Raw genomic sequence first — 22,797 nt, 5'->3', positions numbered from 1 at the left:
GGTTTAATTTTTCTTTAAGTTCATTTTATCTTGATACACTACTGAAATCAAAATATATTTTGATTGAAAGTATCATGCGTAGCAAAACCAAAAATAAAATCTAAATTTCTTCTAAGGCTTCAAAAATTTTTAACGATTTGATTTTTATATTCTGCATTTCAATGTTCAATGCTAGGCATTGATTTGGGATTTGAGTTTGACTAAGATAGTTGCTTTTTAAATCTTTCGGCATATTCCTTAACTACATTCCTATCAAAATAGAGCTCATCATTTATTCTGCCAATGACTTTAACTCCAGTCATTTTTTTAATTATAGATTCGGTTGATTTATATTCATCTCCACTATAAATTAAAGCAACATCAAAACCCTTTTCTTTTAATGTATTAATCGTTAACAGTGTGTGGTTAATACTGCCTAAGTAATGACGAGAAACAACAATGACTCTATCCTTTGGATGAATTAAATCTAAAATAGTTTCAGAATCATTTAAAGGGACCATTAATCCGCCAGCTCCCTCAATAACTATATTATTAGTAGTATTTGGACGTTTTATTTTTTTAATATCAATAGTTAATCCATCGATTTCTGCTGCACCATGAGGACTCATAGGTGTTTCTAAAGCATAACTATTAGCGTGAAAAACGGATTTAGAGTTTGAAACTAAACGCTGCACTTTATGCGTATCGCTATTATCCAAATCACCCGCTTGTATGGGCTTAAAGTAATCGGCTTCTAAGGCTTCAACTAAAATGGCTGAGGCGATGGTTTTACCTACATCTGTTGAGATTCCTGTTACAAAATAAGTATTCATATGTATTTGCCGTTAGAACGGTAATATTTTAAATTAATCTTTCTTTACAGGGAATTCAGTTTTACAATTTTCACAAATGTATTTATAACGTGTGTGAAAAGGAAGTGTAAAGGTTATGATACCTATTAGAAATGACAGAAAGGCTTTTAGACTATCAATTGTGGAATAAAGTTCAACTTCGTTTTTTCCACAATTAGGACATAAAATAGGGTTGCCGTTATCGTCAACAGCATAAGCTTTAATAGATTTTAAAATGGCTTTAGCTTCTTTTTCATCTTCAGAACGTACTTTCAGCTTAATGCCTCCTATAGCATTACTTACCAAAGGATCAGTATCAATTGTGATGTTGTCTTTTAGAAACACTTCAATACCATCTGCTTCTAATCGTCCTTTTACGATTTGAGCTTCAGAAGAGTACTGGTATCTGGCTATGGTTACAAATGTTTCGCTCATAAATTTATATAATGAGATGCTGAAACAAGTTCAGCACTACTGCGTAGCAAAGGTAGCTAACAAGCTTAAGACTTCCGAGATTTCTTTTTTAGAATTATAGCTATGTAAACAAAATCGTAAACGTTCTTTTCCTTTTGGAACGGTTGGTGATAAAATAGGTTTTACATCAAAACCTTTATCCTGAAGTTGTTTCGCGATGGCTTTTAAGTTGTCATTTCCTGTTATAATACAACAATGAATAGCCGATGTACTATTAATGAATATCTTTTGAAGGTTGAGTCTTTTAACCTCGGATATAAAGAATTGAATATTCTCACTAAGAAGCTGTGCTTGATTTGTTTTTTCTAATGCTTTGTAAGCCATAAGTATTGTGGCTAATGAATGCTGTGGAAGTGCTGTGGTGTAAATAAAGGAACGCGAAAAATTGATGAGGTAATCTTTTAAATCTTTTGAGCTTAGTATTGCTGCACCATGGCAACCTAGTGCTTTTCCGAATGTTATGATCCTGGCAAAAGCATCATTTTCTAATCCTAATTGTTGCACTAAACCCTCGTCGAAAATACCTAGCGCATGGGCTTCATCAATGATAAGGCGTGCATTATATGTTTTGCTTGTCTCAATAAGTGTTTTCAAATCTGGTGAGTCACCATCCATAGAAAAGACAGATTCGGTGACAATGAAGATGTCTTCATTGTCATACTGGACTCGTTTCAGCATCTCGTCTAAATCTTCTAAATCGTTATGCCTGAATTTATAACTTTTCGCATCACTCATTCTTATACCATCTCTAATGGAGGCGTGGCAGAATTCGTCATATAAAATAATGTCTCCGCGCTGTGGTACTGAAGAGAAAAATCCCAAATTGGCATCGTAGCCCGAGTTAAAAACAAGAGCTGCTTCGGTATTGTGAGTTCTAGCGATTTTAGCTTCAGCAATGTCGTAAAGTTTGTGATTTCCCGAAAGTAAACGAGAACCGGTTGCACCATTCTGCTTAAGGTTATTATCTATTATATAGTCATGTGCTTTATTAAAAATTGTTTCTGATTTTGAAAAACCAAGGTAATCGTTAGACGAAAAATCTATCAGATTAGAATTTGAACCTAATCGCCTAAACGCATTGTTTGCTTTGCGTTCTTCTAGTTTTTTATGAAGTTTTTTTGGTAGCATTGGTCAAAGATACGAAGTGTGGTATGACTAAAAAATTATTGTTTTTCAATAATTTTATTATATTTGTTATCGTAAAACGATAATATTTATTAAAATGAGAAAATTAATTATTCTAAAAAGTCTAGTAGATTTTGTTTGGATTGTTACTTGCGTTCCTGCGGTTGCATTATTACTATTTTTTGGGGTTTACATATTTGTGAATCCAGAAACTATATCCTTTGTATTTGATAATGATTTAAATGCAGATTCTTCTATGCCATTAGCTCAGTTTTTTACCTTGACCATAATCGCAATGATTGGCATAGCGATATATTGTTTTTATTTGTTTAGAATAACATTACGCTACTTCCAAAAAGTGAAACCATTCCATGATGAGGTTATCATTAATTATAATAGAATAGGTTTACTCTTAACTATCACTGGTGTATTGAGCGCTATAATTTTCTTTAGTGCCAGACTTGTATTATTTGATGAGTTTCGTTTGGATTTCGGATTCACACCTAATGTAATGCTCATCTGTTTAGGATTATTTTTTATGGTCTTAAGTGAAGTGTTTAAAGTGGCAAAACAGGCTAAAGAAGAAAATGAATTAACTGTTTAAATATGAGTTTTACAAAAACACTTTATTGGATTTTGAATAGTATTATTTTCCTTCTTCTAATTGCAATTGGCTTAGGTATTTTCTTTTTTGCCTCCATTCTTTTTGGGGTAGAACAAGAGATCATATCTATTGAAGAAGATGTAGCTAATTTTAAAACGGAGGCGAAGTTTTACTTTTTCACTATTTTAAAACTAGGTATTTATGTGGTTTTTATTGTTGCTCTAATGAAATGGCGAAAAGTGACAAAACTCTTGTTAAAAAATGATGTTTATAATCAAGAACTTATACAATCATTATTTTTTTCAGGTAAATTCATGGTAATTGCAGCAATATCTTCGTGGTGTATTGACTGGATAGGAAATCTATTTTTAAGATTTAAATTTATAATGGGTTTAAGTGAAAAATCATTGGTCTACTTATTAATAATTGCTCTTGGATTGTTTTTAATGTTAATGAGTACAATTCTAAGAGAAACCAAGGCCATAAAAGAAGAAAACGACCTAACCATATAATTATGCCAATTATTATAAACTTAGATAAAGTGTTAGCGGAACGTGGCATGAAGAGTTATGAATTGGCGGAAATCATTGGTATTACGACAGCTAATTTATCAATCCTTAAAACAGGAAAAGCAAAGGCTATACGTTTTTCTACACTAGAGGCGATTTGCAAAGCCTTAGATTGTCAACACAGTGATATTTTAGAATATGTTGAGGATTAGTTTAGGTGAGTACAGAAACTAAAAAAGTATGTCCTTTTGTACTTCTTCGATGATATAAGGTTTATTGGTGTCAATGCCCTTTTTATAAAAATCTCTACTAACTGGGTGTGCAGTGAATGGTTTTATGCTAATGCCAGTAGCCATGAGTTCATTTATTTCTTGGGTACTCATGCCTTCGTCTAACCAATCTTCAAAATAATGAGGGTCTAAAACTAAGGGCATACGTTTGCCTTTGTTATGGACTTCCATAAAAAAGTCGTTAGCTTCTGTAGTTAGAATTGTAGCACTTAATGTGTTATCATTAAGTTCATTATATAGACCTGCGAATAGAAATAGCTCGCCTTCCGGATTGGTGGCTGAAGGTTGATAACAGAAGTGCGGAATGGCCTTTCCATTTTCGTGATGAGGTTCGTAAAAACCATCGGCTAAAATTAAACAGCGTTTGTTTTCGGCACTATTTCTAAACGATGCTTTATCAAATATAGATTCTGACCGTGCGTTTAAAGTATTGCTCTTCTTTCGGAATGCTTTAGGATTATGTAATGCCCAATCTGGTATTAGTCCCCAACTTGCATCATGGACGGTATTGGGTTCATCCATTTTTATGATTTGAAGATTTTCGTGTGTAAACCCATTAAGATGGTAATAAGGTTTATAAGTTGAGCCTGGATTAAATTTTACTTTAATTTGACTACGTATTTCTTTTTCAATTTTTTCGCGTTCTTTTCGTAATGCTGTTGAGTAACACATGTATCTAAGATAGTAAATTACTTTTTACTGATGCCGATTCGCCAACAAAGGAGGCGGTTCGCCATTAAAAGGATTCCAACGACTAATTGTTCTCGCTTCCATGCCAGCGGCACTCATAACAACTCTGTCTCCATAGCGTTCGCGCATTTTATCCATGGCTTGTGCTAGGTTGAGGTGCATCTCGTTGTCTTCAAAAAGGTTGACTTGGTGACCACCTTCTACCAAATGGCTAAACTTTACACCAATTAATCGAACCAATAATCTACGCTTGTATAATTTCTTAAACAGATCTAGTACCACAGGAATAATAGTATGGTCCATAGCACTGTATGGAATTCGCTGTTGTTGTGTGTAGGTTTGAAAATCAGAATATCGAATTTTAAAGGTGATACAAGCTGTGAGCTTATGACCACGACGCAGTTGGAAAGCCAAATTTTCTGCCATAGCAATGACCAGGCCTTTAAGCTTATGTATATCTGTAGTGTCTTGCCCAAAGGTACGTTCTGTAGAAATGGATTTGCGTTCGTGATATTGAATTACAGGACTGTTATCAATACCGTTGGCTTTTTTCCAGATGGATAATCCATTTTTACCAAGAACTTTATGCATTAATTCCATGGGTATATCTTGTACGGTTTTAATCCGTTTCACACCTAAATCGCATAAGGCTTTGTAAGTTACATTACCAACCATTGGAATCTTTTTTACCGAAAGTGGTGCTAAAAACGGTTTTTCAGTACCAGATATAATTCTAATTTCATTATTGGGTTTCGCTTCACCAGTGGCAATTTTTGAAACCGTTTTATTTAGTGATAAACCAAAAGAAATGGGTAAACCTGTTTCTTTAATAATACGTTGCCGTAATTCTGAAGCTAATTTATGACAACCAAAGAATTTATCCATTCCGGTTAAGTCTAGATAAAACTCATCGATGGATGTTTTTTCATAAAGAGGGACGCTTTCCTTTATAACGTCTGTAACATCATTAGAGAATTTACTGTAAATCCCAGAGTTTCCTCTTAGTATGATTGCTTCTGGACAAAGCTGTTTTGCCATACGCATAGGCATTGCAGAATGGATTCCAAATTTTCGAGCCTCATAGCTGCAAGAGGCCACAACACCTCTGTCGCTAGTGCCACCAATAAGTACAGGTTTTCCGTTAAGCCGGCTATCTAGTAAGCGCTCGCAAGACACAAAAAAAGTGTCTAAATCCATGTGTACTATGCTTCGGTTGTTGTTCATTTTATACGTCTATAATTTATGTCAGTTCGAGTGGCGATTTTTGTAGCGTAGGCTAAAAAAAATCGTTGTATCGAGAACCAAGTGATTAATAAAAGCTTCTCGATACAAATTTGTTCATGCTTCACAAATTCACTCGAAGTGACATCTTTAAACTCGATTCATACTCTTTAAGTCTTCAAAACTCTTCTTATTCTGAAATGTTGGATTCAATGATTTTATGGAGTAGCGTGGATCTTCAATAATAGCCAAACGTTCAAATCTTGAAACTTCAATAGTAACACAATCAAACTCTACCATAACTTTTCCAATAATTTCATAAATCCCTTTTCCTCTAAATGGATATTTTGCTGCAACAGGCGGAAAGTGAACTGTATCTATAAAATCACCATCACGATCTAAAAATGTTCCAAAATACATACGCTTACCTTTAGCAGTACTAGTATTTTTTGTAGTAATAAGATAGCCTTCAATCTTTATATATTTTCCTTCTAATTGTATTAAATGCTTTGCACGTAATCGGCTAGTAGATTCTTTTTCTAATAGATGAAAGGGATTGCATAAAGGAAATCCTAATAATTCAATTTCGTCAAAAGCATTTTCTAAAGCTGTGCTTGGTAACTCTGGTGTATTGTAATTAATACGCTGGGTTTTAAATAGCGTCACAATATGTTCTTGGATAACGGTTTTACTGATTTTTAAATGCGCTTCCCATAACAGCTCACGTTTATTAATTTTAGTAAAGCGAAACGCATTTATTTTTATAAGAATGGTAATCTGTTCTACAGAAATAGGAACACGTTCTATAAAATCATCGAGAGATTTAAACAATCCATAACTTTCGCGTTCCTCAAGAATACGCTCTATGGTTTTAGATTCTAAAGATTGTAAAAACATAAAGCCTAAAAAAATAACGCCACCATTGATAATGGCTTGTGTAAAACTGGTGTTTATGCAAGGTGCTTCAATTTTTCCATTATGCATTCTAGCTTCGTGCACATAGAGTTCTGTACTATAAAACCCACCAAAATTGTTAATGGTAGCCGTCATATATTCCAAAGGATAATAGGCTTTTAAGAACAGACTTTGGTAGCTCTCAACGGCATAGGATGCCGAATGCCCTTTTGCAAAGGCATAGCCAGCAAAACTTTCGATTTGTCGCCATACGTCAGCCACAAATTCGTAGGGTTTTCCATCGTTTATACAGTTATCAAAAAATTGTTGTTTTACTTTTAAAAATTCGTCACGCGAACGGAATTTACCAGACATACCACGACGTAACATATCAGCTTCACCCAAATCTAAACCACCAAAATGATGCGCCACTTTAATCACATCTTCTTGATAGACCATAACACCAAAAGTTTCTGGCATCAGTTCTGCCAACACAGGATGTGCTTCTTTTCGCTTTTCAGGATAACGATAACGTAAAATGTATTGACGCATCATACCACTTTTGGCCACACCAGGACGAATGACAGAACTCGCAGCCACTAAACCTAAATAGTTATCGACTTGTAATTTTTTTAGAAGCATACGCATGGCAGGAGATTCTACATAGAAGCAACCAATGGCTTTGGCATTTCGTAATAGGTGTTTTATGCGTTCATCTTGTTTAAAACGTTTAATGTCATGAATATCAATAGGTGGTTGTTCTGTGTAATTAGTATTGATAATTTCTACGGCATCTTTAATTTTTCCTAAACCGCGCTGACTTAAAATATCGAATTTGTAGAGGCCAATATCTTCAGCAACGACCATATCAAACTGTGTCGTGGCAAAGCCTTTTGGAGGCATAAAAGTCGCACCATAATAATGTATTGGCTTTTCTGAAATCAAAATACCACCTGCATGAATACCTAAGTAGTTAGGAAAACCCTCAATATATTGACTGTATTTAAGAACGAGTTGTGAGAGCTTATCTAACTGGCTCACATTAAACTTACCTCGTGTTAGCATATCCATTTCAGACTTTGGTAAGCCAAATACTTTACCCAATTCGCGCACAGAAGCTTTGAATTTAAAGGTGTTATAAACCGTTATTAAAGCTGTGTTCTTAAAGTTGTTGAAAATAAAATGTGTAATATCATCTCTATCTTTCCATGAAAAGTCAATATCAAAATCTGGTGGATTTTGTCGAAAGAGATTAATAAAACGTTCAAAATAGAGATCTAACTCTATAGGATCTACATCTGTAATTCTGAGTAAATACGCAATAATACTATTGGCACCACTTCCGCGACCAACATAGTAGTAGTCTTTGTTGCGTGCGTATTCTAAGATTTTCCAGTTGATTAGAAAATAAGACACAAAGCTTTTTTGCTTTATAATATCGAGCTCTTTTTCTATACGCTCATAAATCTTAGGGCTAACCTCATTTCCGTAACGATAAGGAATACCATCGTAGGTCAGTTTTTCTAACAATGCATAATCTGAAGCTTCATTTGCGGTCAGACACTTTTGATTTTTAGGCTCGTTATTTTCAAAATTGAAATCAATGCTACAATCCTCTAAAAGTTGTTCGGTATTATGTATTAGTTTAGGAAATTCGGAGTATGTATGACACAGTTCGTCATACGGTAACATCATATCATGTTCGCTACCCTCTTCAGTTTTCGGCAGTTTACTCAATAAGGTATTATTATCAATAGCGCGTAGTAAGCGATGTGTATTAAAACCCTTTTTATTTTGAAAAGAAACGGTTTTTAATACCACTAATTTCTCTCTAAATTGATTCCATTTCGAAAATTTTAAATGGTTGAGGTCTTTAGGTGCAATGCCTAAAAACTCATTAGATTTTAAGTTGAAATTCTTGCCTTTTTGGTAAGGATAAATCACAAAGCAATCTTCCAAAATAACCTCAGGTCTTTCGGGAATTTTTAACTCACGATTATGAAGAAATTTAGACAGATAATCATTGATAGTTTTAAACCCATTATTATTTTTTGCAATGAGAATAAATTCTTGTTGTGCCTTGTTTCTAAAATCTACACCAAGAACAGGTTTTACTTTATATTTTTTAGACAGGCGCACAATATCCAAACATGCTGAGGTGGTATTAATATCCGTAAGCGCCAAAGTTTGCACACCATTTTCTGAAGCAATAGCAAGCAGTTGCTCAGGTTTTATAGTGCCGTAACGTAGGCTGTAATAGGTATGACAGTTTAAATACATAGGATTAACAAAATTAGCTACTATATGTAGTTTTTGTTGCTTATATTTGTAGTAAATACTGTTAAATATAAAATGATTCCCACTTTCGTGAGAAATAAATATGAAGCCTATACAAGCCAACATAAAGCATCTTAGAACGTTAAAGAAATTGTCTCAAGAACGTTTTGCAGACGACCTTAATTGGACACGCTCTGTCGTTGGGTCTTATGAAGAAGGAAGAAGTGAACCACCAATTGAGCGTTTAATAGATTTATCTAATTACTTTGATATTCCTATAGATATTTTGGTGCGTAAGGATTTACGAAAAGCCAAGGATACCTCTTTTATAGAAGTAGGGAATAAGCGTGTACTGTTTCCTGTAACGGTTAACGAAAATAATGAAGATTTAATTGAGATTGTACCAGCAAAAGCCTCAGCAGGTTATCTGTCTGGTTACGATGATCCGGAATATATAGAGCAACTTCAAAAAATTAAATTACCGTTTTTACCTACTGGTACACACAGGGCATTTCCTATAAAAGGGGATTCTATGCTACCTGTTAAAGATGGTGCTTTTGTTGTGGCAAAGTATGTTGAAGCTATTAATGATATTAAAAACGGCAGAACTTACATTGTTTTAACAAAGGATGATGGTTTGGTTTATAAACGAGTTTATATACCTGAGGGTGATATTGCAAGTTTATTGTTAAGTTCTGATAACAAGTCTTATAAACCATATTTAGTTAAGCGTGAAAATATCTTAGAACTTTGGGAGTTTACCTGTTGTATTAATACGCAAGAGTATGATGAGAAGGAACTGAAGTTAAGTAGTATAATGACCATGTTTCAAGAGTTGAAAGTAGAGTTGGAAGCTGTGAAACAAATGTAAGATGACTAAATCTACTTTTAATATGATAATGAGATTTATAGATGTAATTTTTCTTAAAATGGAATGACGTTTTTAGTCATTGTAAAATTGTAAATTTGCATTTCATTTAAAAAAGTATTTAATGTCTAAGCGATATACAATTACTGCAGCACTTCCATACACTAATGGCCCAATACATATAGGGCATTTAGCAGGTGTTTACGTGCCAGCAGATATTTACTCTAGATACTTAAGATTAAGAGGTAACGATGTTGCATTTATCTGCGGGAGTGATGAGCATGGTGTGCCTATTACTATTAAGGCAAAAAAAGAAGGAGTTAGTCCACAAGATATAGTTGATAAATACCATACTATTATTAAAAAATCTTTTGAAGACTTTGGGATAACTTTTGATAATTACTCGCGTACTTCAGCCAAGATACACCACGATACTGCTTCAGACTTTTTTAAGACTTTATATGCTAAAAATGAATTTGTTGAAGAAGTTTCTGAGCAGCTTTACGATGCCGAAGCTAATCAGTTTTTGGCAGATCGTTTTGTTACTGGTACTTGTCCTAAATGCGGAAATGAAGATGCTTATGGAGATCAGTGCGAAAATTGTGGATCTAGTTTAAATGCTACAGATTTAATAAATCCAAAGTCTGCAATTACCGGTAACGTACCAACTGTAAAAGAAACAAAACATTGGTTTTTACCTTTAAATAAACACGAAGCATTTTTAAAAGAATGGATACTAAAAGGTCATAAAAAAGACTGGAAACCTAATGTGTATGGCCAGGTTAAGTCTTGGATAGATGATGGATTAAGACCACGAGCTGTAACCAGAGATTTAGATTGGGGCATACCTGTACCAGTTGATGGCGGTGAAGGAAAAGTACTTTATGTTTGGTTTGACGCACCTATAGGTTATATCTCAGCAACTAAAGAGTGGGCAGCACGTGAGGGCAAAAACTGGGAAGATTATTGGAAAGATGATAATACAACCTTAGTACATTTTATAGGTAAAGATAATATTGTATTTCACTGTATTATTTTTCCATCAATGTTAAAAGCAGAAGGCTCTTATATTTTGCCAGAAAATGTACCTGCTAACGAGTTTTTAAATTTAGAAGGTAATAAACTATCTACTTCTAAGAATTGGGCAGTTTGGTTGCCAGACTATTTAAAAGATTTTCCAGATCAACAAGACGTTTTGCGTTATGCACTTACGGCAAATGCCCCAGAAACTAAGGATAATGATTTTACTTGGAAAGATTTTCAGGCAAGAAATAATAATGAATTGGTTGCAATTTTCGGTAATTTTATTAATCGTGTTGCGGTATTAACCAATAAATATTATGATGGTGTAGTGCCAAGTCCTTCCGCTTATAAAACAATTGATGAAGAAACTTTAACTACTTTAAAAGCTTATCCGTCAGTTATCTCTAGTTCAATAGAGCGCTACCGTTTTAGAGAGGCTAGCCAAGAGTTAATGAATTTGGCTAGATTAGGAAATAAGTATTTAGCAGATGAAGAGCCATGGAAAACAGTAAAAACAGACGAGGATCGCACTAAAACAGTAATGTTTATTGCTTTGCAAATTGCGTCTGCTTTAGCGGTATTAAGTGAACCTTTTTTACCCTTTACTTCAAGTAAACTAAAAACAATCCTTTGTCATTCTGAACTTGATTCAGAATCTACTTGGGAAGGCGTCTCTACGAAGTCTATCTTGCTTCCAGCAGGTCATTCTATTCAAAAAGGCAAACCAGATTTATTGTTTTTAAAAATAGAAGATTCTGAAATTGAAAAACAACTCCATAAACTTGCTGCCAATAAAAAAGCCAATGAAGCAGCTAAAAAACAAGTAGAACCTCAAAAAGACGAGATTACTTTTGATGATTTCACAAAATTAGATCTTAGAGTAGGTACTATTATAGAGGCAGAAAAAATGCCAAAAACAAAAAAACTCTTAGTCTTAAAAGTAGATACTGGTATAGATACGCGTACCATTGTTTCTGGAATTGCTGGGAGTTTTACGCCAGAAGAGGTTGTGGGTAAACGCGTAATGGTTTTAGTAAACTTAGCACCGAGGAAATTAAGAGGAGTTGAGAGTAAAGGTATGATCTTGATGACGGAAGATGAATTAGGTCATTTGATATTTGTAAACCCAGATAACGATCAGATTTCTAATGGTTTAAAAATTAGTTAAAACTAGAGTCTTTTGGTCTAGTTTTTGATAATTTTATCAGAAATTTAGCCATCATGATAAAAAAACTACGCTTCTCTAAGATTATATTACTATTTCTTTTTTGTATAAGCCTAGGTTTTTCTCAAAGTTCAGATATCATTGCTGAGAACTACTCTAATTATACTGATGCACCTAGAGAGGTGGTATATGTGCATCTTAATAAATCTACCTATATAGAAGGCGAAATGTTAGGTTTTACGGCTTATGTCTTTGATAAGTTTGTTAAGAAACCCTCTTTAATGACTAAAAATCTTTATTGTACAATAAGTGATTCTAAAGGTAATGTACTTAAAAAGAAATTATTAAAAGTAGATAAGGGAACCGTATCTAATGTTTTTGATATTGATAGTACGCTCAATACCGGTGTTTTTACTTTTAAAGCGTACACAAATTGGATGCGTAATTTTAACGAAGCTAATCATTTTGAGCAAAGCTTTAAAGTAATTGATGCTGATAATATTAAAGAAATTAAACCAGTATTATCAGAAGATTTAAAAATAGATTTGCAAGTTTTAGGCGAAGGAGGCCATATATTTTACAAAATACCAAATACTATAGGAATTATAGCAAAAAATCAATTTGGTTTAGGCATTAAAAACGTTGAAGGAAAGATAGTTGATGGTAAAGGTACAATTATAACAGATTTTCAGCTTAATAATTCTGGTATAGCCAAAGCGATGATTAACCCAGATCCTAATACTAATTATTTTGTTGAGATAAAAACCAATGACAGAATTATAAAAAAACAGCTAAAAGATATTAAGGCTAGCGGCATGTCTATGGGAATAAATACTTTAGGAGACAATCTTATTGTTAGATTAAAGTCAAATACATTATTTTACAAACAGTTTGGTGATGGAATTTTTAAAATAGTATTACATGATGGTAGTGAATTAAAACTAACCGAATTTCAACTTGGTAAAAATGGTGAAATAATTATAAAATATCCTAAACAAGAATTGTTTACTGGAATAAATATTTTCACAGTATTTAATGAGCAGAACAAGCCAATTTTAGAACGTTTGTATTTTAATATGACTGGTTTTGATCAAGGTAGTCTAACTAATTTAGATTCTCAGAAAACTAAGGATAGTATAAAGCTAAAAGGCAAATTTCAAAAACTAGAAGCGTCTAAAATATCAAATGTTAGTATCTCTGTATTACCTAGCGGAACAAAATCGTATAATCATCATAATAATATTTTGTCACAACTGTTTATACAGCCTTATGTAAGAGGGTATATTGAAAATGGCGCACAATATTTTGAGAATACAAGAGAAAGTAATTATAATTTAGATCTTTTGTTACTCACACAAGGATGGAGTAGTTATGATTGGAATACTATATTAACCCAAAATAATGTTTTTATTCATCCTTTTGAGAGGGGTATTGATGTGGTTGCCAATATCAATGGTAAAAATCCTGGAAATTATGTGGTTTATCCGCTAGAAACATCGTCTTCAAAGCTTTTTGAAGTAAAAAGTTCGGATAAGGAGTTTACAGCAAAAACAATTTTTCCTAACGAAGATGATTTGTTTAGAATTGGTTTTATAGATGCTAAAAACAAAGGCTTTAGAGTTAAGCCATCAATTTATCTTCAATTTTACCCATCACAATTTCCTAAGTTCAGTTTAACACATAATACTGTCCAAGAACTATTTTTAACTCCGTTTAAAAATACAGAGGAATTAGAGTTAAGTAAATCTTGGGCAGATGCAGAACTCTTAGATGAAGTAGTAGTTGAAGCTTCAAAAACATATACCAGAGCAGAACAACTAAAAAATAAGGCAATTAATTCTAGAGTAGAAATTATAGACGATAGAATTAAATTAAGAAACCAAAGGTTAGATTTATATCTACAGCGCTTAGGTTTTAATACTCAATTTGATTATTTCTCAGGAAATTTAAGTATTACTAATCCAAGAGTTCAATGGGGAAGTCCAGTACCTTTAGTGTATTTAAATGATGGGTTTTTAAGTTCTGATTTTACTGTATTAACGTTTTTAAATATGCAAGATATTGATTATATAGAATATGAGCTTTATGGCATAGGTGGAGGTATAAGAGGACAAGCGGGTTTTATAAAAATTTATACGTTAAATGATTATAATAACATAGTATCCAAAAACGATAATGTACAGACTTATGATGTACCATTAAGATTTAGTAACAACAAAAAGTTTTATGTGTCAAAGTATAAATTTTATAATTCTACCTTTTATAATGAATATGGTACTATTGACTGGATACCGAATGTAAAACTACAAGAAGATGGATCTTTTGATTTTAAGGTTTTGAATACAAAAAATAGTTTTAAGCTATTTATAGAAGGTATGGTGAATGGTAAATTTGTATCAGAAGAAATCTTGGTAGATAATTTTTAATGCTTAAAATAGCATTTCACCCAATTTACAAACATCCACTTCCGGAAGGTCATCGCTTTCCGATGGAGAAATATGAATTATTGCCACAACAATTACTTTATGAAGGCACATGTAGCGACAATAATTTTTTTGAACCTACCAAGCCCAATGACAAGCATATTTTAGCTGTACACGAACCTGAGTATTATTACGATCTGGTAAATATAACCTTAGACCAACGTGCTGCCCGTAAAATTGGATTTCCGCTTAGTGAAGTATTGGTAGAACGCGAAGTCATCATTGCTGACGGCACTATTAAAGCCAGTGAATATGCTTTAAAAAATGGAATAGCAATGAATATTGCAGGTGGTACACACCATGCATATACCAATCGTGGTGAGGCATTTTGTTTATTAAATGACCAAGCTATTGGTGCACGTTATTTACAAAATAAAGGATGGGTTAAAAAGGCACTTATTATTGATCTCGATGTACATCAGGGCAATGGTACCGCTGAGATTTTTCAGAATGATGACTCTGTCTTTACATTCTCAATGCATGGTAAAAGCAACTACCCTTTTAAAAAAGAACAAAGCGATTTAGACATTGCTTTAGATAATGATACTGATGATAAAACCTATCTTCAAATTTTGAAAGATACCTTACCTAAACTCATTGAAAAGGAGCAACCAGACTTTATTTATTACCTCTGCGGAGTCGATGTAATAGCAACGGATAAGTTGGGTAAGCTAAGCATGTCTATTAAAGGCTGTAAAGAACGTGATCGGTTTGTACTGCAAAGCTGTAAGGATTTTAAGGTCCCTGTAATGTGTAGTATGGGAGGTGGTTATTCGCCAGATATAAAAACTATTGTAGATGCACATGCCAATACGTTTAGGTTGGCGCTAGAAATTTTCTTTTAAAGATTCATCTTTTTTGTGAAATGAGTTTTTTTTGTTTAAAAGCTATACTATAACTTCAAATTAGATTAAATATGAATTAGAAAACTAGGAAATAATTAACTAAAAATTAAGTACATAGTGGTTATTTTTGTAAAAAAATAGAGTTTATGTTATCAAAGACAATAGAAGAAGCTTTAAACAAGCAGATAAGAATAGAAGCAGAATCATCTCAGGTGTATTTAGCGATGGCCGTTTGGGCAGAAGTAAAAGGCTTAGAGGGAATTTCTAATTTTATGTACGACCAGTCCGATGAAGAGCGCGAGCATATGCTTAAACTTGTAAAATTTGTAAACGAACGTGGTGGTCATGCCCTGATATCAGAATTAAATGCACCAAATATTACGTTTAATTCATTTCAAGAAATGTTTGAGAAATTATTAGCACACGAAATTTTTGTGTCTGAAAGTATTAATGATCTTGTACACATTTCCTTACAAGAAAAAGATTATGCATCTCACAATTTCTTACAATGGTATGTAGCGGAACAAATTGAAGAAGAGGCCGTAGCAAGAACCATATTAGATAAAATAAATATGATCGGAGACGACAAGGGAGGCTTGTATTTATTTGATAGGGATATACAACAATTAGCAGTAGTTTCTGCAGCAGATACACCAGTACAATAGTAGCAGAAAGTCCTATAAATAAAATTTTAATGGAGCTAGTATTTAACAAATACTAGCTTTTTTTTATTCTCAAAGTGTTAAAATTTATTTAGAATAAATAAAAATAAGTATTTTTGTAACTGATTTTAAGGTTTTTATTAAAAATACTTAAGATGGGTAAAAAGAAGAAAAACAAAAAATTAAAAAAAGAGCGTCTTAAAGTTCTTGAAAACTACGGTTGCGAGCCATTAGGTAAAGTAAAGTCTAAATGTTGTAAAAAGTATAAAAAGGCCGAAGCTAAACGCTGTAAAAAATGCCCTTGTTTTGATCTTCTTAAAAAAGTGGCTTAAATTATCTTTATTTTTGTAATGTCTTAACTAAACATTAGACTTAGTAAAGTATGAGGCATACTTTTAAAGAATTTACTTCCGATGCACTTTTTAAAATTGGTGATATCAATGATTTAAAATCATTTTCTAATCCACAACAAGTTGAATTTTATTCTTTTATCTGGGCAAACTCAGAACCTATTAAACTCATAATAGATAGTGTGCCACTAACGCTTCAGCCTAATAGTATATTAGCACTTACGCCAATACAATACCTACAATATATAAATGGTGAGGACATTGTTCTTTATCAGTTTAATAGAGAATTTTACTGTATAAAAGATCACGATCAGGAGGTAAGTTGCGTTGGTATGTTGTTTTTTGGTAATACTAATATTCCTGTTATACACTTAGATACTAAAGAACAGCAAAAATTTAAAACCCTTCACGAAGTTTTTATAGATGAGTTAGAAACCGAAGATAACATCCAAGCAGAAATGCTACGTATGCTAATGGCGCGCTTTATTATTAAAAGTACACGACTTTTAAAAGCCAAGCAAGGTGTTGTTGAAACACCTAAAAGTAGTAAAGTAGATCTATTAAGGTCGTTTAATTTTTTAGTAGAGCAACATTTTAAATCAGAACATAGTGTTAGTTTCTATGCGGATCAGTTGTTTAAATCCCCAAAGACCTTATCTAATAATTTTGCTAAACTCAATAGGAGTCCACTACAAATTATTCATCAGCGTATTGTTTTAGAGGCTAAACGTCTATTAACATATACAGATAAAACTGCTAAAGAAATAGCTTATGAGGTTGGTTTTGACGATGCCTCTCACCTCAGTCGGTTATTTAAAAAATACACATCTCAGTCTCCTTCAGAATTTAAGAAAAGCTTAAACGCTATTAGTTAGGAAAAATTGACAAGTCTAAGGGCAAATTCTTCATTTTATAGTATCCTTTTACTTACCATCTTTGCACTGTAATATTAAAACAAAGAAAGATGAAATTAAATAACAAGTCAATATTCAATTTAATTGAGATATTCAGGAGTAATCCAAAACAAATTCTGAATACTATAGTTCCAAAAACACATTGTGAACAAAAACATATCCACGATTATTATTGTGATGCAGAAAAACCACATATTGTTTAGTGAGGAAAAAATGACAAGTATTAGGGAATTATAATCATTTTATAAAATGCTAATCGGTCGCAACTTTGTACCAACAAAAATTTTAATTAAATAATAATAAAACCTGAATAATCCCGATGGTTATTGGGACAGGATAAAAACTAAAAATTATGAGCACATTTAATGTACCAACGAGAGAAGAAGTAAGCACAAACAATCAAGCTATTTTTGATAACCTTAATAAAGGTTTAGGCTTTGTACCAAATCTATATGCAACGTATGCGCATAGTGATACTGCCTTAGAAAACTATTTAAACTTTGCTAACGCCAAAACATCATTATCTGCTAAAGAAAAAGAAGTTGTAAACTTAGCAGTTAGCCAAGTTAATAATTGTGTATACTGTTTATCTGCACATACTGCAATTGGCAAAATGAATGGTTTTACAGACGATCAAATCTTAGAATTAAGAGCGGGTTATTCTTCTGTAAATCCTAAACTAGATGCTTTAGCAAAATTAGCTAAAAACGTTACTGAGAATAGAGGTAGAACAGATGAAACTGTTTTAGAGAACTTTTTTAATGCAGGCTATACAAAAGGAAATTTAATCGATACTATTTCTTTAGTAGGAGACAAAACGATCTCTAATTATGTACACAGTACAACACAAGTGGCTGTAGATTTTCCGGTAGCACAACCATTAACACCAGAATTAGTATAACACCAGATAAAGCACCAAAGCGTTAAGTAATTCAAGATTGAATATTGTTTAAAGTACTTCTTATAATGTCTAATGACAAATAAGGATAATTAAAGTAGAGTATTAGTAAGTATATGTCAATTAAAACGTCGAAGTGTTTAGAGTGAAGCTTAAAAATAATATAAATTAATAATCTAAATAAAATTTAAAAAAATGAAAAAAACAATCGCAATTTTAGTAATAGCATTAGGGTTTGTAATTAACGGTAATGCGCAAGATAAAATGATGGCAAAAGAAGTAAAAACTATTTCCTTAGAACAAACCAAGGGAGAGTTTGTACAAAAAGCATTAACTGTTAGTGAAGGTACTTATATCTTTGAAGTAGCAAATAATCATGCGGCTAAAGAAGTAGGTTTGGTTTTAGTAAAAAAGGGAGCTGATGCGAGTAACCCAGAAAATCACATACAAACGGCTTATGTTACGGAGGTTGTTAAAGATGGGGAAACTCAAAAAACGCAAGCAACTGTATTAACAAAAGGAGAGTACGTGTATTTCTGCCCTTTAAACCCAACACCTCAATATACATTAACAGTTGAATAGTTAGAACCTTATAGTTAAATACAGAGCGCGACATCTTTTTATAATAGAGTCGCGCTTTTGTGATAATTACAAGCCAGTTAAAACATTCAAAGAATTACTAGGTTCTAAATTAAAATTAAACTTGTAAAGTAGTATATTAGGCGTTTAAAAATAAAATAGAATTTTAGCAATAAATTAACATTTTATTAGGTTGAATTAGATCTCAAGTATGAGTTATTATCTAAAATTAAGTTATTTTTAAAATCTCAAAAGAAATATTATGAAGAACTTTACCTTTAAACAAAACACAAAATTTATTCCTTTAGTTCTATGCTTACTTATTTATCAAATAACTAAAGCACAAGACCAAGAATTTGTAAGACAACAATATACGCCAGCAGAGCCTGCTTGTGTATATTATGCGGATAATTATAGAGGTGCTCATTCCACCTTCAGGTCTCAAGCAGTTGCAAACAATATGTCCAGAGGTTCTGCGTGCTCATCATTTATTGTTACTTATAATGGATTTACGCCAGAGGCTGAAGCAGCATTTCAATTTGCTGTTGATATTTGGGCTAATTCTATTGAGTCGTCTCAACCCATTAGAATTAATGCAAATTTCGCTCCATTAAATGCTGGCGTATTAGGGCAAGCAGGTCCAACTAATTTCTTTACATCTAATGCACCTGGAGCACTTCCTGATGTATTTTATCCGATAGCGTTATGGGAAAAATTAGAAGATCGAGATAGTGAAGATCCGCCACCATTTGGTAATTCTGACTCTGTTGATATTTCTTGTACGTTTAGTAGTACTTTTAACTTTTACTTTGGTACAGATGCAAATCCGCCTAACGGACAATTTGATTTCGTTTCTATAGTATTACATGAGCTGGGCCATGGCTTAGGTTTTGTTGGTTTAGCATCAAGTGATGGTTCAGAGGGAACTATAAGAGTTGGAAATCCGCCTAGACCTAGCGTTTATTCTAACTTTATAGAAAACGGTAGTAATACCAGTATATTAGGTTTTGATGATCCGTCAATGGCTTTACAAAATCAGCTTACAGGTAATAATTTATTTTGTAATGGGCCACAAGCAGTAGCAGAGAATGGAGGTGATGAACCTAAAATTTTCGCGCCAAATCCTTATAATGGTGGTTCAAGCTATAGTCATTGGGACGAGTCCACTTTCCTTGCTGGAGATATAAACTCATTAATGACACCGCAAATTGGTCCTGGTGAGGCTAACCATAACCCAGGCCCAATTACTCTTGGATTTTTTGAAGATATGGGATGGTCGCTATGTGCCTCATTATCCACAGAAGAATTTGAAGTAGCGGACTTAAACATAAATCCTAATCCGTTTTCGGATCGTGTTTTTATTACGATTAATAATGGTAATAGTGGAGTATACAATTTAGATTTATTTGATATAAATGGTAGACTTATTAAAAGTAGTGGAGCTACTACTACAGATGGTAGGCTAATGATGTCTAACCTACAAGATTTAGAACGTGCACTTTACTTTATTAAAGTTACTGAAATGGATACAGGACTCAGTATTACCAAAAAAATAGTAAAAAATTAAGCTTCTTATTTAAACGCTTTTCAGCGGTTTAAGACTGTCAAAATTATTAAAAATGCTTAGTAGTATTCATTCTGCTAGGCATTTTTATTATAAAATAAGGGTTTAATACTACACCTTGCTAATGTAAATTTCCTTACGTGTTAAGTTAACTATTTTATCATTATAAATTTTATTGAATTCCCAGACCACGTGGTTGGAGATTCATCTTTAATTTTTTCATTCAATATCCTCAACATCTGGATACAGAAAATGATTATAAGGAAACCGTGTTACATGAATTTCTCTTACCTCCTTATAGACCCGTTTTCTAAATTCATCTAAATTTTCTTTATTTAAGGCTGATATAAACAGGGCATTATCTCCAACTTTTGCCATCCATGTGTTTTTCCACTCCTCAATAGTATAATTAGCTTTCGATCGTTCGGCAATTAAATCATCTTCGTCAAATGGTTCGGCTTCATAAGCATCTATTTTATTAAAAACCATTATAGTTGGTTTCCCCTTACTCTCAATTTCATCTAAAATTTGGTTTACCGAAGCAATATGTTCTTCAAAATTAGAGTGAGAGATATCTACAACATGCAATAACAAATCGGCTTCTCTAACTTCATCTAAAGTACTCTTAAAGGATTCTACTAATTGTGTAGGTAACTTTCTAATAAACCCAACGGTATCACTAACTAAAAAGGGTAAGTTGCCAATCACAACTTTTCGCACAGTGGTATCTAAGGTTGCAAATAATTTATTTTCAGCGAACACTTTACTTTTACTAATAATGTTCATTAATGTAGATTTACCAACGTTGGTATAACCTACTAAAGCTACTCTAACCATTTTTCCTCTATTACCACGCTGCACAGCCATCTGCTTATCTATGGTTTTAATTTTAGCCTTTAAGAGGGTTATTTTATCTCTAACAATACGTCGATCGGTTTCAATTTCTGTTTCACCAGGACCACGCATACCAATACCTCCTTTTTGACGCTCAAGGTGGGTCCACATGCCCTTTAATCTTGGTAATAAATATTCACATTGTGCTAATTCTACTTGTGTTCTGGCATAACTAGTTTGAGCGCGTTGGGCAAAAATATCTAGAATGAGGTTAGTTCTATCTAAAATTTTACAATTAAGAATTTTACTAATGTTACGTTCTTGGGCAGGGGATAATTCATCATCAAAAATAACAGTTCCAACATTATGTGCTTTTACAAAATCCATAACCTCTTCCATTTTACCAGATCCTATAAATGTCTTAGGATTAGGCATGCTCAACTTCTGAGTAAAGCGTTTTATAACATCACCACCAGCGGTAAAGGTTAAAAATTCTAATTCATCTAAATATTCTTTAGACTGTTCTTCGTTTTGTTCTTGTGTTACAATACCAATAAGTACAACACTTTCTAATTCTATATCTTTTTTTTCTAGCATAAATGTATTAAAGTACAAAGTTAAGTAAATACCCTATTTTAAAGACGTTTAAAAAAGTTATATTTAGCGTATGAATTCTATACCTAAGACCCATACTATTGCATTCTACAATATTGAAAATTTATTCGATATTGAAAATGATCCTAATACAGACGACGATGACTTTCTTCCTTACGCTAAAAAGCGATGGACCTATAAACGTTACAAAAATAAATTGCGAAAGCTTGGCTCTGTAATTTCTAAGATTGGAGATGAAAATATTGAAATTGCTCCTGTAATCGTTGGGCTTGCAGAAGTTGAAAATAAGCGCGTCTTAAATGATCTCGTAGATAGTAAACATCTTAGTGAAGAAAATTACAGTTATGTGCATTATGATTCATCTGATGAGCGCGGTATTGATGTGGCTTTACTATATAAAAAGTCTGTTTTTAATGTAGAACTTAGCGAAACTTTCTCCGTGTATTTGCAGAAAGAAAATGGCGAACGAGATTACACTAGAGATATTCTTTTGGTAAAAGGCAAATTGAGTGGTGAGACACTTTATATTATAGTTGCGCATTGGTCGTCTCGGAGAGAAGGAGAAAAAGAGACAGAATATAAACGTATGGCTGCGGCTAATAAGATTAATACAATCATAGATGCAATAAACAATAAGGACAGTACGGCTAAAATCATTGTAATGGGAGATTTTAACGATAATCCTAACAATAATAGTGTAAAATCTTTAGAGGAAAAAAGTAGACTTTATAACCCTTTTAAAACAGTATGGTCTAGAGATAAAGGCAGTTTAAGTTATGATTTTGAATGGAATCTTTTTGATCAAATATTATTTTCAACTCGATTTTTTGACACTAATAACACATCACTAAAATTTGTAAATGCCGAGGTTTTTAATTCAAAATTTTTAACCCAATACCATGGTAAATATAAAGGCCAGCCCTACAGAACTTATGTAGGCAAAAAATATAAAGGTGGATATAGCGATCATTTTCCAGTTTACATAACGCTTAAATCTCTTAAGTCATTTGTCGATTAATACAGCATTTAATCTATTATAACACTGTTAACATACTGTTAATAATCTATTTTTATATATTCGGT

21 protein-coding genes are annotated in these 22,797 nt (G+C 32.8%); 14 read left to right on the top strand and 7 right to left on the bottom strand.

Annotated elements, in window-relative coordinates; translation table 11 throughout:
- Positions 1–200: 200 nt before the first annotated feature.
- The 3 genes from bioD to Q0800_RS07000 are packed head-to-tail and all read right to left on the bottom strand — an operon-like array spanning position 201 to position 2,432.
- Entirely contained in the window at positions 201–812 is a 612-nt protein-coding gene (gene bioD / locus Q0800_RS07010; RefSeq protein ID WP_299128551.1) for a dethiobiotin synthase, read from the bottom strand.
- Positions 813–845: 33 nt separating this feature from the next.
- Positions 846–1,265 carry a DUF2007 domain-containing protein gene (locus Q0800_RS07005; RefSeq protein WP_299128549.1) on the bottom strand — a complete coding sequence of 140 codons (420 nt, stop codon included), beginning with the start codon at positions 1,263–1,265 and terminating at the stop codon, positions 846–848.
- A gap of 36 nt (positions 1,266–1,301) precedes the next feature.
- Entirely contained in the window at positions 1,302–2,432 is a 1,131-nt protein-coding gene (locus Q0800_RS07000) for a pyridoxal phosphate-dependent aminotransferase family protein (RefSeq protein ID WP_299128548.1), read from the bottom strand.
- Between the two features lie 94 nt (positions 2,433–2,526).
- Between Q0800_RS07000 and Q0800_RS06995 the strand changes: the two genes are divergently transcribed.
- The 3 genes from Q0800_RS06995 to Q0800_RS06985 are packed head-to-tail and all read left to right on the top strand — an operon-like array spanning position 2,527 to position 3,754.
- A complete protein-coding gene (locus Q0800_RS06995) occupies positions 2,527–3,033 on the top strand; it encodes a DUF2975 domain-containing protein (protein WP_299128547.1) in 507 nt (168 codons plus the stop codon).
- A 2-nt stretch (positions 3,034–3,035) separates the two neighbouring features.
- Positions 3,036–3,545: a DUF2975 domain-containing protein gene (locus tag Q0800_RS06990; RefSeq protein WP_299128546.1), complete on the top strand. Its 510-nt coding sequence runs from the start codon at positions 3,036–3,038 to the stop codon at positions 3,543–3,545.
- 2 nt (positions 3,546–3,547) lie between these two features.
- Positions 3,548–3,754 (top strand): helix-turn-helix transcriptional regulator, encoded by a 207-nt coding sequence (locus tag Q0800_RS06985; RefSeq protein WP_299128544.1) that lies wholly within the window; start codon positions 3,548–3,550, stop codon positions 3,752–3,754.
- A gap of 18 nt (positions 3,755–3,772) precedes the next feature.
- Here Q0800_RS06985 and Q0800_RS06980 read toward each other — a convergent pair whose 3' ends face one another.
- The 3 genes from Q0800_RS06980 to dnaE all read right to left on the bottom strand — a co-directional run bounded on the left by Q0800_RS06980 (position 3,773) and on the right by dnaE (position 8,917).
- Positions 3,773–4,504, bottom strand: a complete 732-nt coding sequence (locus Q0800_RS06980; protein ID WP_299128542.1) for an SOS response-associated peptidase — start codon at positions 4,502–4,504, stop codon at positions 3,773–3,775.
- A gap of 24 nt (positions 4,505–4,528) precedes the next feature.
- Positions 4,529–5,746, bottom strand: a complete 1,218-nt coding sequence (gene dinB / locus Q0800_RS06975; protein ID WP_299128541.1) for a DNA polymerase IV — start codon at positions 5,744–5,746, stop codon at positions 4,529–4,531.
- Between the two features lie 147 nt (positions 5,747–5,893).
- Entirely contained in the window at positions 5,894–8,917 is a 3,024-nt protein-coding gene (gene dnaE, locus Q0800_RS06970) for a DNA polymerase III subunit alpha (protein WP_299128540.1), read from the bottom strand.
- A gap of 100 nt (positions 8,918–9,017) precedes the next feature.
- On the opposite strand from dnaE, the gene Q0800_RS06965 reads away from it, so the two are divergent.
- The 10 genes from Q0800_RS06965 (at position 9,018) to Q0800_RS06920 (ending at position 20,268) form a co-directional block, all read left to right on the top strand.
- Entirely contained in the window at positions 9,018–9,785 is a 768-nt protein-coding gene (locus Q0800_RS06965; RefSeq protein ID WP_299128539.1) for a LexA family transcriptional regulator, read from the top strand.
- A gap of 121 nt (positions 9,786–9,906) precedes the next feature.
- Positions 9,907–11,973 carry a methionine--tRNA ligase gene (metG, locus tag Q0800_RS06960; protein ID WP_299128538.1) on the top strand — a complete coding sequence of 689 codons (2,067 nt, stop codon included), beginning with the start codon at positions 9,907–9,909 and terminating at the stop codon, positions 11,971–11,973.
- 53 nt (positions 11,974–12,026) lie between these two features.
- A complete protein-coding gene (locus Q0800_RS06955) occupies positions 12,027–14,396 on the top strand; it encodes a hypothetical protein (protein ID WP_299128537.1) in 2,370 nt (789 codons plus the stop codon).
- Entirely contained in the window at positions 14,396–15,298 is a 903-nt protein-coding gene (locus Q0800_RS06950; RefSeq protein WP_299128536.1) for a histone deacetylase, read from the top strand. The genes Q0800_RS06955 and Q0800_RS06950 overlap by 1 nt, the downstream gene beginning before the upstream one ends.
- Positions 15,299–15,444: 146 nt before the next feature.
- Complete coding sequence (locus Q0800_RS06945; RefSeq protein ID WP_299128535.1) at positions 15,445–15,963, top strand: ferritin; 519 nt, start codon at positions 15,445–15,447, stop codon at positions 15,961–15,963.
- Between the two features lie 152 nt (positions 15,964–16,115).
- The gene (locus Q0800_RS06940; RefSeq protein WP_299128534.1) at positions 16,116–16,292 is read left to right on the top strand and encodes a hypothetical protein; all 177 of its coding nucleotides are present in this window, start codon (positions 16,116–16,118) and stop codon (positions 16,290–16,292) included.
- Positions 16,293–16,342: 50 nt separating this feature from the next.
- Positions 16,343–17,185 (top strand): helix-turn-helix domain-containing protein, encoded by an 843-nt coding sequence (locus Q0800_RS06935; protein WP_299128533.1) that lies wholly within the window; start codon positions 16,343–16,345, stop codon positions 17,183–17,185.
- 391 nt (positions 17,186–17,576) lie between these two features.
- Positions 17,577–18,125 (top strand): carboxymuconolactone decarboxylase family protein, encoded by a 549-nt coding sequence (locus tag Q0800_RS06930; protein WP_299128532.1) that lies wholly within the window; start codon positions 17,577–17,579, stop codon positions 18,123–18,125.
- 192 nt (positions 18,126–18,317) lie between these two features.
- Entirely contained in the window at positions 18,318–18,704 is a 387-nt protein-coding gene (locus Q0800_RS06925) for a cupredoxin domain-containing protein (protein WP_299128531.1), read from the top strand.
- 259 nt (positions 18,705–18,963) lie between these two features.
- The gene (locus tag Q0800_RS06920) at positions 18,964–20,268 is read left to right on the top strand and encodes a T9SS type A sorting domain-containing protein (RefSeq protein WP_299128530.1); all 1,305 of its coding nucleotides are present in this window, start codon (positions 18,964–18,966) and stop codon (positions 20,266–20,268) included.
- 216 nt (positions 20,269–20,484) lie between these two features.
- On the opposite strand, the gene hflX is transcribed toward Q0800_RS06920, so the two are convergent.
- Positions 20,485–21,696: a GTPase HflX gene (gene hflX, locus Q0800_RS06915; RefSeq protein WP_299128529.1), complete on the bottom strand. Its 1,212-nt coding sequence runs from the start codon at positions 21,694–21,696 to the stop codon at positions 20,485–20,487.
- Positions 21,697–21,766: 70 nt separating this feature from the next.
- Between hflX and Q0800_RS06910 the strand changes: the two genes are divergently transcribed.
- On the top strand, positions 21,767–22,732 hold the full coding sequence (locus Q0800_RS06910; RefSeq protein ID WP_299128528.1) for an endonuclease/exonuclease/phosphatase family protein: 966 nt from the start codon (positions 21,767–21,769) through the stop codon (positions 22,730–22,732).
- Positions 22,733–22,797: the final 65 nt, after the last annotated feature.

Origin of the sequence: uncultured Winogradskyella sp. (assembly GCF_937958655.1) — a bacterium.
Taxonomy (GTDB): Bacteria; Bacteroidota; Bacteroidia; order Flavobacteriales; family Flavobacteriaceae; genus Winogradskyella.
This window is presented reverse-complemented; position numbering and strand designations above follow the sequence as displayed.